Annotated in this window: 14 protein-coding genes and 1 tRNA gene; 7 read left to right on the top strand and 8 right to left on the bottom strand. The window is 59.8% G+C overall.

Annotated elements, in window-relative coordinates:
* The first annotated feature begins 44 nt into the window (after nucleotides 1-44).
* On the top strand, nucleotides 45-866 hold the full coding sequence (locus MOP87_RS12235; protein ID WP_027916143.1) for a class I SAM-dependent methyltransferase: 822 nt from the start codon (nucleotides 45-47) through the stop codon (nucleotides 864-866).
* Here the strand turns inward: MOP87_RS12235 and MOP87_RS12230 are convergent, their stop codons facing one another.
* The 4 genes from MOP87_RS12230 to MOP87_RS12215 all read right to left on the bottom strand — a co-directional run bounded on the left by MOP87_RS12230 (nucleotide 867) and on the right by MOP87_RS12215 (nucleotide 4,023).
* Nucleotides 867-1,634, bottom strand: a complete 768-nt coding sequence (locus MOP87_RS12230; protein WP_059183849.1) for an SDR family oxidoreductase — start codon at nucleotides 1,632-1,634, stop codon at nucleotides 867-869.
* 37 nt (nucleotides 1,635-1,671) lie between these two features.
* Nucleotides 1,672-2,739 carry a phosphotransferase family protein gene (locus MOP87_RS12225; RefSeq protein WP_027916141.1) on the bottom strand — a complete coding sequence of 356 codons (1,068 nt, stop codon included), beginning with the start codon at nucleotides 2,737-2,739 and terminating at the stop codon, nucleotides 1,672-1,674.
* A 199-nt stretch (nucleotides 2,740-2,938) separates the two neighbouring features.
* On the bottom strand, nucleotides 2,939-3,256 hold the full coding sequence (locus MOP87_RS12220; protein WP_027916140.1) for an SCP2 sterol-binding domain-containing protein: 318 nt from the start codon (nucleotides 3,254-3,256) through the stop codon (nucleotides 2,939-2,941).
* Nucleotides 3,257-3,312: 56 nt separating this feature from the next.
* On the bottom strand, nucleotides 3,313-4,023 hold the full coding sequence (locus tag MOP87_RS12215; protein WP_027916139.1) for a histidine phosphatase family protein: 711 nt from the start codon (nucleotides 4,021-4,023) through the stop codon (nucleotides 3,313-3,315).
* Nucleotides 4,024-4,219: 196 nt separating this feature from the next.
* Between MOP87_RS12215 and sohB the strand changes: the two genes are divergently transcribed.
* From sohB to MOP87_RS12200, 3 genes are all read left to right on the top strand, one after another.
* Nucleotides 4,220-5,239 (top strand): protease SohB, encoded by a 1,020-nt coding sequence (sohB, locus tag MOP87_RS12210; RefSeq protein ID WP_027916138.1) that lies wholly within the window; start codon nucleotides 4,220-4,222, stop codon nucleotides 5,237-5,239.
* A 151-nt stretch (nucleotides 5,240-5,390) separates the two neighbouring features.
* Nucleotides 5,391-5,464, top strand: a tRNA-Cys gene (locus MOP87_RS12205).
* A gap of 474 nt (nucleotides 5,465-5,938) precedes the next feature.
* On the top strand, nucleotides 5,939-6,139 hold the full coding sequence (locus MOP87_RS12200; protein ID WP_027916137.1) for a hypothetical protein: 201 nt from the start codon (nucleotides 5,939-5,941) through the stop codon (nucleotides 6,137-6,139).
* A 42-nt stretch (nucleotides 6,140-6,181) separates the two neighbouring features.
* Here the strand turns inward: MOP87_RS12200 and MOP87_RS12195 are convergent, their stop codons facing one another.
* On the bottom strand, nucleotides 6,182-7,069 hold the full coding sequence (locus MOP87_RS12195; protein ID WP_049695785.1) for a LysR family transcriptional regulator: 888 nt from the start codon (nucleotides 7,067-7,069) through the stop codon (nucleotides 6,182-6,184).
* A gap of 81 nt (nucleotides 7,070-7,150) precedes the next feature.
* A complete protein-coding gene (locus tag MOP87_RS12190) occupies nucleotides 7,151-8,533 on the bottom strand; it encodes a VOC family protein (protein WP_196109965.1) in 1,383 nt (460 codons plus the stop codon).
* A gap of 349 nt (nucleotides 8,534-8,882) precedes the next feature.
* Between MOP87_RS12190 and MOP87_RS12185 the strand changes: the two genes are divergently transcribed.
* Nucleotides 8,883-10,142, top strand: a complete 1,260-nt coding sequence (locus tag MOP87_RS12185; protein ID WP_027916134.1) for an MFS transporter — start codon at nucleotides 8,883-8,885, stop codon at nucleotides 10,140-10,142.
* Between the two features lie 228 nt (nucleotides 10,143-10,370).
* Here MOP87_RS12185 and trbK read toward each other — a convergent pair whose 3' ends face one another.
* Nucleotides 10,371-10,616, bottom strand: coding sequence for an entry exclusion lipoprotein TrbK (trbK, locus tag MOP87_RS12180; RefSeq protein ID WP_042139095.1), 246 nt, complete (start codon nucleotides 10,614-10,616; stop codon nucleotides 10,371-10,373).
* 123 nt (nucleotides 10,617-10,739) lie between these two features.
* Nucleotides 10,740-11,459, bottom strand: a complete 720-nt coding sequence (locus MOP87_RS12175; RefSeq protein ID WP_027916132.1) for an SOS response-associated peptidase family protein — start codon at nucleotides 11,457-11,459, stop codon at nucleotides 10,740-10,742.
* 103 nt (nucleotides 11,460-11,562) lie between these two features.
* On the opposite strand from MOP87_RS12175, the gene MOP87_RS12170 reads away from it, so the two are divergent.
* A complete protein-coding gene (locus tag MOP87_RS12170; protein WP_027916131.1) occupies nucleotides 11,563-11,991 on the top strand; it encodes a S24 family peptidase in 429 nt (142 codons plus the stop codon).
* A complete protein-coding gene (gene umuC, locus MOP87_RS12165; protein WP_028686450.1) occupies nucleotides 11,981-13,255 on the top strand; it encodes a translesion error-prone DNA polymerase V subunit UmuC in 1,275 nt (424 codons plus the stop codon). Before MOP87_RS12170 ends, umuC begins: the two co-directional genes overlap by 11 nt.
* Nucleotides 13,256-13,394 lie beyond the last annotated feature (139 nt).

The following is a 13,394-nucleotide window of genomic DNA, read 5'->3' as shown; positions in this document are numbered from 1 at the left end:
GCATCGGCCGCTAGCATGCCCCATTACCCATCAAGGATGTCGCCGTGAACCCTTCATCACAGCTGAACCAAGCCAATTGGGACGAGCGCGCACCGCTGCACGCAGCCTCGCAGGACTACCAGTTCGATCAGTACGTCCAACGCCCTGCGCACCTTTCACAGACTGTTCAGTTCGACCTGCCGATGCTGGGCAATATCGAGGGGCAAAGGGCGGTGCACCTGCAATGTCACATCGGCACCGACACGCTTTCGCTTGCCCGGCTGGGCGCCGATGTGTGCGGCCTGGACTTCTCCCCGGCCTCCCTGGCGCAGGCCCGGCGCCTGGCAACCCTGTGCGCTACGCCCATCGACTACCATCAGGCCGATGTGTACGCCGCAGCCCAGGTGTTACCGGCAGGCACGTTCGATCTGGTCTATACCGGCATCGGCGCCCTGTGTTGGCTGCCGCGCATTGCGCCGTGGGCACACACCGTGGCAGCCCTGCTCAAACCCGGTGGCCGGCTTTTCTTGCGCGAGGGGCACCCCATGCTGTGGGCGGTCAATGAAGGCCATCAGGACCGCCTGCAGCTCGACTATCCGTATTTCGAATGCGAGCAGCCAACCGTATGGCAGAGCGACGAGACCTATGTGGCCACCTCGCAGCGATTGGCCAACACCCAGACCCACGAGTGGAACCACGGGTTGGGCGAGCTGATCACCGCGTTGATGGCCAACGGGTTGCAGCTGACAGCGCTGGTAGAACACCAAAGCGTGCCGTGGGAGGCACTGCCGGGGCAGATGGACAAGGGCCCGGACGGGGAGTGGCGGTTGCGCGAGCAACCCGCTCGCCTGCCGCTGAGTTATACCCTGACAGCCGTCAAAACCTGATCAGGACAGGTAGCCACCGTCTACGTTGAGCGCCGCCCCGGTTGTATAACTGGAGGCGTCGCTTGCCAGGTACAGCACAGCCCCGGCCATTTCCTTGGGGTCTGCCACGCGTTTGAGCGGGATCTGCTGTAGCGCGGTATTGAGGATAGCCTCGTTCTTGACCAATGCCGATGCAAACTTGGTGTCGGTCAGGCCCGGCAACAAGGCGTTGCAGCGAATCCCGAACTGCGCACACTCCTTGGCAAACACCTTGGTCATGTTGATCACTGCAGCCTTGGTCACCGAGTAGATGCCCTGGAACAGGCCAGGCGATACGCCATTGATCGACGCCACGTTGATGATGCTGCCGGCGCCATGTTCGCGCATCAGCTTGCCTGCTTCCACCGACATGAAGAAATAGCCGCGAATGTTCACATCCACGGTTTTCTGGAACGCCGCTGGATCTGTGTCCAGCACATTGCAAAACTGTGGGTTGGTCGCGGCATTGTTCACCAGGATGTCCAGCCGCCCGAACTGCTCGCGTATGCCGGCGAATACCTGCTGGATCTGCTCCAGCTCGCCGATGTGGCACGCCACTGCCGTGGCCTTGCCGCCGCCCGCGATGATGGCATCGGCCACGTGTTGGCAGCCCTCGAGTTTGCGACTGGAGACGATCACATGTGCGCCTTGCTGCGCCAGCACATGTGCAATCGCCTCGCCAATGCCTCGGCTGGCCCCGGAAACAAAGGCGATCTTGCCCTGAAGGTCGAACAGGTGGGTCTGCGGCATGCTGCTGGTCCCTTGTGGTCGTAAGGTGCGTTGGTGATCAGAGGCTCGACTTGGCAATGACCTGCAAGGTCATCTGCTCCAGCAGCCGGTTCATGTGAATGAACTGGGCGAAGCGCTTGTCCTGGGTCTGGCCGTGAAAATAACGGAAGTAGATCTGCTGGACGATGCCGGCCAGACGGAACAGGCCGTAACAGTAGTAGAAATCGAAGTTGTCCAGGTCGATGCCTGCACGCTCGGCGTAATAGTCCACGAACTGGCGCCGGGTAAGCATGCCCGCAGCGTTGCTCGGCTGGCGGCGCATCAGTTGTACTGGCGCCGGGTCGTCTGCCTGAATCCAGTACGCCAGGCTGTTGCCCAGGTCCATCAAAGGATCGCCCAGCGTGGCCATTTCCCAGTCCAGTACGCCAATGATGCACATCGGGTTGTCGGCATCCAGGATGACATTGTCGAACCGATAGTCGTTATGCACGATGGCAGGTGTGGCGTGATCGGCAGGCATCTTCTCACGCAACCAGGTCTTGACCTGCTCCCAGCGCGGGGCGTCGGGGGTCATGGCCTTGTCGTAACGGCTGGCCCATCCTTCTATCTGGCGCTGCACGTAACCGTCGGGCTTACCCAGGTCGCTCAAGCCGCAGGCGTTGTAGTCCACACGGTGCAAGTCCACCAAGCGGTCGATGAAGCTTTTGCACAAGGCCGTTGTGCGTGCAGCGTCAAGGTTCAGTGCCGCGGGAATGTCCGAGCGCAGGATGATCCCTTTGACGCGCTCCATGACGTAGAACTCACTGCCGATCAGGCGGGTATCGGTGCAGTACGCATAAGCCTTGGGACAGTAGGGGAACCCATTGTTGAGCTGGTTGAGAATGCGAAACTCACGGCCCATGTCGTGCGCCGACTTGGCTTTCTGCCCGAACGGCGGTCGGCGCAAGACCAATTCTCGATCGGTGTATTTGACCAGGTAAGTGAGGTTGGACGCGCCACCCGGGAACTGGCTGACGGCGGGCGCGCCGGCCAGGCCGTCAATGTGCGCCTTGAGGTAGCCGTCGATGGCTGCCAGGTCAAGCTCTTCGCCGGAACGTACTTGCGTAGACTCGTCGGTGAGCGTCATGGGTTTTCCTTATTCTCGATCACGCGGACTATTTTGCAATCTAATGCTTGCGCTTGGTTGGGACAAGCGTCCCAGGTCGCCATTGGCCGGGGTGTTGCTGGTCGATCAACGCCCTTGATGCTTGCCATGCCGACAAACGCCGGACCAAAAAAAACCGAAGCCTTGTGGGCTTCGGTTCAGGGTCATCCAGGGATGCTGCTCAGGACGGGAACAGTTCGCTGAGCTTCATCGACAGCATCATGTCGCCTTCCACGCGCAGCTTGCCACCCATGAAGGCCTGCATGCCGTCGGTTTCGCCGCTGACGATGCCCTTGAGCGTTTCGCTGTCCATCACCAACGTGCAGTTGGCGTCCGGGTTCTCGCCTTCCTGCAGTTGGCAGGTGCCGTCCTTGACGATCAGGGCGTAGTGCTTGTCTTCATCGGTAATGTTGAAGCCGAATACCAGGTCCAGGCCTTGGGCAGCGGATGGGTTGAATTTCTCTTGCATCTTTTTGACGGCATCAGCTACGGAGGTCATGGCGCATTCCTTATAGAGTGATTTTCACGTCCCCGCAGGGACACAACAGGCCGGGCTCACCGATAGGTGATGAGCGCCGGCGTCCTCAACAGTTGCACATGGGCTTGACTGTTGAAAGAAGCCAATGCCACGTCGCGGCCTTTGAACTTCAATTGGCTCAGCGACGTGTTGATTATCTGCCAGTTCAAGGCAAATGCCTGATCCGGGGTAATACCTGAAACCAGGTGCAGCAAGGCGGCAATGGTGCCACCGGAGGTGAAAATGGCAATGTTGTCGCCATTGCCTGCGTTGTCGAGCACGCGGTTCAGCCCTTCGCGCACGCGGGCAGTGAACGCTTCCCAGGTTTCCAGTTCGTCGCTGCCATGGGTGCCTGCGTGCCAGCGCTGCACCATGAGTGCGAACAGGCGCTGAAATTCGCTGCGGTGATGCGTGACGTTGCTCAGGATTTCTGGCGCGTTGGGCTCGTCTATCGACAAGCCAGGCAACAGCGCGCGAATCACCCCATCGGCGTCGAACTCATTGAATGCAGCGTCGGTCTCAACAGCCGGCACGGCGTTGCCACTGGCCTGCATCGCTTGAAGGGCCAGGCGGGCAGTGTCTTGCTGGCGGCGCAGATCGCCCGCCACACACCGCTCCAGCCGTATCCCTAGCTGGGCAAGGTGCTCACCTAGCGCCTGGCTCTGGCGCACGCCAACGGGCGACAGCACGTCGTAGTCCTGTGCGCCGAAGGAGGCTTGGCCATGTCGAATCAGGTAGAGGTTGCCCACGAACGCTTCCGCTGTTGAAGGTTGCTGCCGAGGTTAGGGTGCGGTGCACAGCGCTGTCAACGAAAAAACATACAAGCGTTTGAAAAGGTCGTTTGAAAGGTGTTGCCAGCGTTTACATCCCCTGGCAGCGCCTGGGGTGCACCGGTATGCTTGTACCATTCACGCGCCTTCTGGCGCAGCTATCGAAGGAGTCACCGTGGAGTTTCTTGCCGAGTACGCAAGCTTTCTCGCCAAAACCGCCACCCTGGTCATCGCTGTTCTCATCGTGCTGTCGGCCATTGCCGGCTTGCGCGGTAAAGGGCGGCGCAAACCGGGTGGGCAATTGCAGGTTACCCGCTTGAACGCGTTCTACAAGGACCTGCGCGAGCGGCTGGAATCAGGCCTGTTCGACAAGGCTCAGCTCAAGGCGTTACGCAAGCAGCAGGCCAAGGCCGAGAAGAAAACCCGCAAGGTCAAGGCGGACGAAAAAGCCAGGGTCTTCGTGCTCGATTTCGATGGCGACATCAAGGCATCTGCAACCGAAAGCCTGCGCAACGAAATCACCGCACTGCTCACCCTCGCCACCCCTCAAGACGAGGTGGTACTGCGTCTGGAAAGCGGGGGCGGGCTGGTGCACAGCTATGGCCTGGCTGCCTCCCAGCTGGCCCGCATTCGCCAGGCCGGCATCCCCTTGACGGTATGCATCGACAAGGTGGCTGCAAGCGGCGGCTACATGATGGCCTGCATCGGCGAGAAGATCATCAGCGCACCCTTTGCGGTGCTCGGCTCCATCGGCGTCGTGGCACAGTTGCCCAACATCAATCGCCTGTTGAAGAAGCACGACATCGATGTCGAGATGCTGACTGCCGGTGAGTACAAGCGCACCCTTACCGTGCTGGGTGAAAACACCGAAAAGGGCAGGGAAAAGTTCCAGGAAGACCTGGATGTCACGCATCAACTGTTCAAGGACTTCGTCGCCCGCTACCGCCCCCAGCTGCACATCGATGAAGTGGCCACCGGTGAAGTGTGGCTGGGCATTGCAGCCCTGAACCGCAAGCTGGTGGACACGTTGCAGACCAGCGATGAATACCTCAGCGAACGCGCGCGCAGTGCCAACCTGTTCCACCTGCACTTCGCAGAGCGCAAGAGCCTGCAGGAGCGCATTGGCATGGCGGCCAGCGGCACCGTGGAGAATACGCTGGTAGGGTTGTGGAGCAAACTTGGCCGTCTGCGCTAACACCTTGAACCTGCTGAAATTTTTTTTCGTTCAGGGGGTTGCACGGTTACGTGAATGTAGACATAATGGCGCCCATCGAAACGCAGCACGCTTTAAAGGCGCAGTGTTTCGGGGAGATAGCGAGGTGTAAGCCGCTAGATCCTGACTTTGAGGCCGAGTAGCAAAGTGGTTATGCTCCGGATTGCAAATCCGTCTACGCCGGTTCGATTCCGACCTCGGCCTCCACCATTCGAAAGCCCCGCAGCCCTTTGGGTTGCGGGGCTTTTTTAATGCCCGCGATTTTCTCCAGTGCTCAGCAGCCAAAGGGAGCTGGTCAATGCTGGCGCGGTTTGGATCAACTGCGCACTGGATCTTGGGCTTTTTCGCTTCAAGCGGTAGGATTTTCCCGAGGCGCACCCTTTGTTTCGAGTCATGAAAAGAAAAATCTCAAGGGCGCTGCGAAAGTGGGTTGTTTACCTTGTGCTTGCAGGGCTGGCAGGCAACTCCAGCCGAGTGTTCGACCACCTGTCCGCCTTGAAGCCTTGGCGCGTCGCCAAGGGCTTCGCGGCTTACCTTATGACGACCTTGTGATACCACGCTGGCGCAGTGCGTTTACCTTCCGAGCTAAGACACTGGCCAGCAGCGTTCACACCTGGTCGTTGGTCAACGGCTGGTGATGTAGCTAAGGTTCAATACTCAACCCGCTCAAGGAAAATGCGCATGTGGTGGATCGGCCCCGAAAAATCCAGGTTCAAGATTCAGCGCCGCGTATCGGCCGTGGTTCTGGTATTGGCCGTCTTGTTTCTTGCCACTCAAATCGAAGCGTACATTCATGGCGAGGCCTTGCTGACAGACGTGCTGGGCGGGCTGTTCCTGACCGCGCTGGGTGGCGGCATGTTTTACATGGCGGACAAGTGGTAGCTCCCGCTCATGCGGGTGCATGAGGCGCGGACGCAGGTCCGCTCAAGGCGTCTGCTCGCACACCCAGTCCACGAAGTTACGGATCTTCGGTGAATCGTGGCTCTGGGTCGCATAGGCCACGTAGTGAGCATCCGGGCTGGGTGCATAGTAGTGCAGGGGAATCAGCAAGGCGCCGCGCTGCAGCTCTTCTGTCACCATGAACCTGGGTACCAAGGCCACACCCAACCCTGCGATCGCTGCGCGAATGCACAGGTCGAAGGTGTCGAACTGCGGGCCTCTGTAGCTGTTTCTGGATGTCATCGCCTGAGCACCCAGCCAGTCATGCCACGCCTCGGGTCGCGAAACGCACTGCAAGAGCGTATGGCTGTGAATGTCATCGATAGCCTTCAGCGGCCGGTGCAGCAGCAGGGCAGGGGCGCACACGGGCACGACGTCTTCGCGAAACAGCTCGACGCACTGGGCGCCGGGCCAGGTGCCACGCCCATAGAAGAATGCAACGTCCGCCTTGGCCTGTAACAGGTCGAACGGCTCCAGTTCATTGCGCACGCTTAGCCGCACGTGCGGATACGCTGCGCTGAATGCCGGCAGCCGAGGAATCAGCCAGCGCGAGCCGAATGTCGGTTGGGTCGCGATTCTCAAGGTTTCTGCCTGGCCATCGAACGTTAAGATGAAGCGCGTCGAGATGTCCGTTTGGCTCAGGATCTTGCCAACTTCGCTCAGGTACAGCTCGCCCACGGCGGTCAGTTGCAAGCCGCCACGCAACCGATTGAACAGCCGACGCTGCAACATTTGCTCAAGTTGAGCGACCTGCTTACTGACGGCGCTTTGCGTCAGGTTCAGTTCACGGGCAGCGAGGGTGAAGCTGGCATGACGGGCAGTGGACTCAAAGCACTGCAGCGACATCATGGACGGAAGCAATTTCTTGTGCATGGCTTGCAGGCATCACCTAAGACTATGGCCAGGCAGGCCGGACGAGCCGCCTGGGCCAAGGCGGCTGGGCGGTCGGCCAATCTATGCGCTGGTTGCCTGGATTTCAAGCGCGCGCAGGCAGGACGCGATGGATTGCGCCTGGGCCTGGGCGTACAGGGTCGTCTCGTCGATCACGCGAGCGCCCAACGCTGCCTCCAACTGCTGCTGGTTGCCTTGCGTCATGGCGTCGGCCTTGGTGCTGTCGCCGAGGTTGGACTGAAAGATCCCGGCAGCGCTCACAGGCAGGAAGTCCTCATACACCAGTGGCTCGAAACCGACCGCGCCTTGTTCGATCAGCGTTTCGAGATCCGTCCCATGCGCTTTGGCCGCATCCCTCACGAAATAATTGAAGTAAGCGAGCTTGTGCGTGCGCAGCGAGGCGTAGTCGTCAGGAAACGCGCTGAATGCCGTTTTGAGTAGGTGCGCATACTGCTCGGCATTGTCCGCCGATGGTGCTGCGCCCAGCGCTTGCCTGGCCTGGCTCAACAGCCGGTCATACAGTGCTTTGCCCGCAGGTGTCAGCGCCGCGCCGCGCTGCTCGATTTCTCCGAAACGAGCCGTGTGATGCCCCGGTGCCCCATCACCACCAGCAAAGGTCACCGCTTCCTGCAGGGCCTTGAAGCTTGTCTGGCGCAACAGGATTGGGCACTGGCGCGGCGGTGGCCCTTCGATGACTGCCTTGGGGGTCATGCCGCGCGAACGCATCTGGGCCTGAGCGCGGTCGATGTCGAGAGTGCGGGGCGTGAGGTGGTTGATGTGCGGCCCACGAAACGCCACCACGTCAGCGATCAGGCGATGCTGGTCATGCAGGGCGCGGTATTGCTGGGCACTGACCGTCGCGCTCTGGTGCCAGCGAAAGGTTTCCAGCGCCTCCTGGACGAACGCTTGAGCGTCCGTATCGGTAAGTCCGCCGTCACATTCGTGGCGGTCGATGAGCGCCATTACGCCAGGGGTGAAAATGGTCCGCTCGCTCAGCAACTGGCAGGCCTGTTCACGCAGTTGTGGGTCTTCGATCAATTCGAGCCGCAACAGCGAGGTGAACACCCTGAACGGATTGGCGCGCAGCGACGCTGCCTCGATAGGTCGGAATGCGGTGGCATGTACTGGCACGGCGGCGATGCTCAGGTCGTAGTAGCCAACTGGCGACATGCCCATGACTGCAAACAGTCGGCGCAAGCCTTGCAGCTCCTCGGCCGTTCCAACACGGATCGCGCCATGGCGTTCCACGCTCAGGCGCTGCTCGTCACCGCTGCTACGCAGTCGTTCTGCCAATGCAGGCTGAGCGGCCAGGGTCTGGGCATTGACTTCGGCGACCAAGTCCAACAAATCGCCATAGAGCGGTACCTCCTGCTTGTACATCGCTGACAGGGCGGTACTGAAAAGCGCACGGATTGCATCGGGGTGCATGAAACGGACCGGGTCCATGGTGAGCCTCCTGGAAAATTCGAGGCCTGCATTGATCACGGTGACGCGCCGGCCTGGCAAACGAATTAACCGAATCGCTGCCTGACTTTTTCGCATGCGTGGCGTCTGGTACGTGCACCGGCAGTGCCACGGCATGCTGAGTCGGCAGTCACAGCGGCTTGTACCTTGCAAATCAGGCCATTCCTACCGGGAATGCAGGCCCGATATTTTTTCGTTTGCGTGAACATAGCTTTTACCGCAGGTTGTGACGGCCTTTGACGGTGGGCTGTGCCCGCCGCCTGCGCTGTTACTGCAGCGCCGTGTAGTGCCGGAACAGGCACGTCGTAACCCGCCATAATAAGGATAAAACATGCACAACCCTAACCCCGCCGGGGTCATCGCCGCGTCCACCGAGCGGACCTGGATCACAGCCTTCGTGTTTTGCTTCCTGACGATGGTCATCGATGGCGCCGATGTCATGATCCTGGCCTATAGCCTGGCCACGCTCAAAACGGAATTCGGCCTGACTGGCCTGCAGGCAGGCATGCTCGGCAGCTGCACCCTGGCCGGCATGGCTGTTGGGGGCATTTACGGTGGCTGGGCAACCGACCGCCTTGGGCGGGTGCGCACCGTGGTGCTCAGTGTGCTGCTGTTCAGCCTCGGTACGGGGCTATTGGGCTTTACCGAGAACTATGTACAGTTTGCGATCATCCGCTTTGTCTCGGCCCTAGGCCTTGGTTCGGTGTACGTTGCATGTAATACACTCATGGCCGAGTACGTACCTACCCGGTTCCGAAATACCGTCCTTGGCAGCCTGCAAGCGGGCTGGTCGGTCGGGTATATCGTTGCAACGCTGCTCGCTGCCTGGATACTGCCAAGCTACGGCTGGCGCACGTTGTTCTTCGTGGGCGTCACACCGGTGATTCTTGCCCTGCTGATGCACAAGATGGTGCCGGAACCTTCGACCTGGACCCGCTTGCAGAGTGCCGATCGTGCAGAGCGCAAGGCGCGTGAGCGTGTGGAGGGCGGCAAGTACAAACAGATCTTCGCCAACCCCAATGCCGCGAAGATGTTCGTTCTCTGGTCGCTGACTGCAGGCTTCTTGCAGTTTGGTAACTATGGCGTCAACAACTGGATGCCCAGCTACCTGGAGACCGAGTTGGGCATGGCGTTCAAGCAGATGACCACGTTCCTGGTCGGCACCTACACCGCTTCGATCCTTGGCAAGGTCATCGCCGGCATGGCGGCGGACAAGTTCGGGCGGCGCAAAGTGTTTGCCGCGGGTTGCCTGGGGACGGCGCTGTTCCTGCCGATCATCGTGCTGTTCAACCAGCCGGAAAACATTCTGTGGCTGTTGATCGTCTTCGGCTTCCTCTATGGCGTGCCTTACAGCGTCAACGCCACGTACATGACGGAAAGCTTCGAGGCCAAGTTCCGTGGCTCTGCGGTTGGCGGTGCCTACAATATCGGGCGTATCGGTGCTGCGGTGTCACCGGCTGCCATTGGCTTCTTCGCCAGCCAGGGCTCGATCGGTGTCGGTTTCCTGATCGTTGGCGCTGCTTATTTCCTTTGCGGCATGATCCCGCTGCTGTGCATCCGTGAGAAACAATTCGATCCGGCTCGTGAATGATCGGTGGTGGCCGATAAGGCGGGGGCGCGTGCTCGGTAAACCTTGGCTCACCTTTCCAAGAAATGACCCAGTGCAGTCACCGCTTCTGCTAAAGGCGTGCTCGTACGCGAAGGACTGAGCGCCCTGAGTCTGCCTGAAAACGCCGCCTGTAAAGGCGGTGTTCCTGCTCGGCAAGCTTGACGACCCTGCGGCTAGATCATCGGATTGGCAATCACCTCGGCCAGCCGCTCAGTACTTGCCCTTGGGGCTTTTCTCGAACTTCCATTCCGTCATTTTCTTCGCCGCCAGGAAACTTTCGCAGTTCGCGATGAACACATTGCGGTTTGCATCCTTTGACAAGCTGGCAAGGTTTTTTCCGTACAGTTGCGGGCCACAATTGTCTGCCGTTGGCTCGGGCACTTTCTCTTCGGTGCAGCCTGCCAGCGGGGTGATCAACCCAACAAGCGGGAGGAGGAGGGCGCGTTTTCTGTCCATGACGGAATCCTTCGTCGGTCTATTTCAAGGTGCGTCCAAGTTGTCTGCTAGCCAGCCTGCGGGTGCGCAGACTATCACGCCAGCTGAGTGTTTTGGCTGGCACATCCACGCATAACGCCCTTTTCAGAATTCGAGATCACCTTGCCTGCTCTGTTCGGCAATCGGCATTATCAGTTGCGCACCCTGGTTGCGAACATTGCCAACGGCCTTGTCGACCGGATACCAGCGGAAGTCAGTGGCCGGACGGCAGCCTGTCGCCACGATCGCCTCGGCGCGCTGCGTTGAAGTGGCGGGGTCCAGCCACTCCCTGGCAAGGTGCGGCGCCAACACCAGGGGCTTTCGGTCATGAATATCGATCAAGCCTTGATCAGCGGCGGCCGTGATGATCACGAAACCATCGTGCGCGTCTGGTTCAAGGTTCTGGTGAACTTCGGCAAGCGCGGCAAAGTAGAGCGGTGCACCGTCGGCGCTGGTGATGTAGTAGGGTTGTTTGCGCTTGGGATCTTGCGCATCTGGCAGCCATTCGAACCAGCCATTGGCAGGGGCGAGCGCTCTTGCATGTGGCCACAGACCCTTGAAAAACTTGCCAGTGGCTACGGTTTCGGCCCGGGCATTGATAGGGTCGAGTCGCTTGCCTTTGGCCCAGCGAGGCGACCATCCCCACTTCACTTTGTCTACGTGCAGACCTGCCTCAGCCTGGCGTATAACTTCGACGCGGGTAGAAGGCGCCACGTTATAGCGATCAACCGGTTCATGGTCGTAGCCGTTGATCACCACCAAGTCCAGCGCCAGCTGTCGCAAGTAGTGATCCATCGACTCGTAGATCGAGTAGCGTCCGCACATGTATTCACCTCTCGTCCGTCAGAAATTCACACGTTCAGGATTGACCCGTCCGCCGATGCCAGATTAACTGTATATGCATACAGTTTGCATTGGACTTTCTCTCATGACCATCACCTTCCTGGGCGCGCCACGTGGCAGCTCTGAACCACTTCCGATTTATTCGTATTACGTTCCGGCCGGTTTTCCGTCGCCTGCCGCGGATCATCTTGAGGGCTACATATCCCTCGATGAGTTATTCGACATCCGCGCACCGCATGTGTATCTGGTGAAAGTGGAGGGTGACAGCATGCAAGGCGCTGGCATCTATTCGGGCGATATCGTGGTGGTGGACCGGGGGCGCGAAGCCGAGCACGGGGATATCGTGATTGCGGCCATCAACAGTGAGCCCGTTTGCAAGCGCCTGCACCGACGTGACGGTGTGGTGATCTTGAAGTCCGAGAACCGAGCCTACCCCCCGCGCTATGTCATGGAGGGTGATGATCTGCTCATTTGGGGCGTGGTGCGCTATAGCGTCCGCGATCATGCGCAGTGAGCCAATATTTGCGCTGATCGACTGCAACGCGTTCTACGCCAGCTGTGAACGCGTATTTCGGCCTGATCTGGCGAAGACGCCGATCGTGGTGCTGAGCAACAACGACGGTTGTGTCATTGCCCGGTCCTATGACGCCAAGCCATTCGTGAAAATGGGCGAGCCTTATTTTCAGGCGCGGGAAAAACTCCGTCGGCACGGTGTGGTGGCATTCAGTAGCAATTACGCGCTGTATGGCGACATGAGCGAGCGGGTGATGACGCTGATCGAAGCGATGGTGCCTGCCACCGAGGTCTACAGCATCGACGAATGTTTCGCTGAGCTCACGGGCATGACCCAGGACTTGACGTTGTTCGGGCACCGGCTGCGCTTGCGCATTGCCCAGTGCACCGGCATCCCTGTCGGTGTAGGTATCGCACGTACCAAGACCTTGGCCAAGCTGGCCAACCACACTGCCAAGCGACTGCAGAGCCACACTGGCGGCGTTGTGGACATCACCGACCCGGTAAAACGGGATTGGGTGCTACGCAATACTGCGGTCAAGGAGGTGTGGGGTATTGGGCGCAAGATGACGGCGCACCTGGAGGCCATGGGCATTCGAACGGCGATGGACTTGGCCCGCGCCGATGCCTGGACGTTACGGCAACGCTTCAACGTGGTGGTGGAAAAGACGGCCAGGGAACTGGCAGGCACGCCTTGCCTGGAGCTGGACGATGTCGAACCGCCCAAGCAGGAAATCTGCAGCAGCCGAATGTTCGGCACGCGCCTGAGCGAGTTGGCGCCGATCAAGCAGGCAGTGGCCACGTACGTCGGCCGTGCCGCCGAAAAGCTCAGGGCCCAGGGATCGGTGTGCAAGCGCATGCGGGTGAGCATCCGCACGGGCATGTTCAACCCGAACGAAGTGCACCATGCTCAAGGCGCATGGGTGGAGCTTCCCTATCCGACCTGCGACACGTTGCTGATGACCCAGCTGGCTACCGATGCCGTAGAGCGGATCTTCCGGCCGGGGCTTCGTTACAGCAAGGCGGAGGTGTTGCTGATGGACCTGCGTCAACCGGGTGATTTTTCGGGGGACTTGTTCGCCTCAAGGCAATCGGCGGCCTGCGATCGTCTCATGGAAGTACTGGACAGCATCAATGAGCGTTGGGGCAGGGGGACGGTCCGTGCAGCCAGCGTGCCAGCCGCGCCGGAATGGGGCATGAAACGGGAGATGATGAGCCAGTCCTACACCACCCGAATCGATCAACTATGGACCATCAGGGGTTGAGTGCGAAGCGGCTTGACGCTGACGAGCGGGCGCGACGGAGGCTTGGCGGTTGCAGGATTGTCAGACAATGGCGATTGTGCCCGCAGTTTTGTCTGTTCATCCCTGTAAAAAACGATCAACGCCGTGTCGCAATAATCGC

Source organism: Pseudomonas sp. I3-I5, from assembly GCF_022699445.1.
In the GTDB taxonomy this organism is placed as follows: Bacteria; Pseudomonadota; Gammaproteobacteria; order Pseudomonadales; family Pseudomonadaceae; genus Aquipseudomonas; species Aquipseudomonas fulva.
Note: the sequence above shows the minus strand (reverse complement) of the source record. Positions and strands in the feature narration are given on the sequence as shown.

Excerpts from the sequence above, each read along its gene's own strand:
- MOP87_RS12190 (WP_196109965.1), bottom strand. The coding sequence starts at position 8,533 with ATGGACCCGGTCCGTTTCATGCACCCCGATGCAATCCGTGCGCTTTTC.
- MOP87_RS12200 (WP_027916137.1), top strand. The coding sequence starts at position 5,939 with ATGTGGTGGATCGGCCCCGAAAAATCCAGGTTCAAGATTCAGCGCCGC.
- MOP87_RS12225 (WP_027916141.1), bottom strand. The coding sequence starts at position 2,739 with ATGACGCTCACCGACGAGTCTACGCAAGTACGTTCCGGCGAAGAGCTT.
- trbK (WP_042139095.1), bottom strand. The coding sequence starts at position 10,616 with ATGGACAGAAAACGCGCCCTCCTCCTCCCGCTTGTTGGGTTGATCACC.
- MOP87_RS12195 (WP_049695785.1), bottom strand. The coding sequence starts at position 7,069 with ATGCACAAGAAATTGCTTCCGTCCATGATGTCGCTGCAGTGCTTTGAG.
- MOP87_RS12175 (WP_027916132.1), bottom strand. The coding sequence starts at position 11,459 with ATGTGCGGACGCTACTCGATCTACGAGTCGATGGATCACTACTTGCGA.
- umuC (WP_028686450.1), top strand. The coding sequence starts at position 11,981 with ATGCGCAGTGAGCCAATATTTGCGCTGATCGACTGCAACGCGTTCTAC.
- MOP87_RS12185 (WP_027916134.1), top strand. The coding sequence starts at position 8,883 with ATGCACAACCCTAACCCCGCCGGGGTCATCGCCGCGTCCACCGAGCGG.
- MOP87_RS12230 (WP_059183849.1), bottom strand. The coding sequence starts at position 1,634 with ATGCCGCAGACCCACCTGTTCGACCTTCAGGGCAAGATCGCCTTTGTT.
- MOP87_RS12170 (WP_027916131.1), top strand. The coding sequence starts at position 11,563 with ATGACCATCACCTTCCTGGGCGCGCCACGTGGCAGCTCTGAACCACTT.
- MOP87_RS12220 (WP_027916140.1), bottom strand. The coding sequence starts at position 3,256 with ATGACCTCCGTAGCTGATGCCGTCAAAAAGATGCAAGAGAAATTCAAC.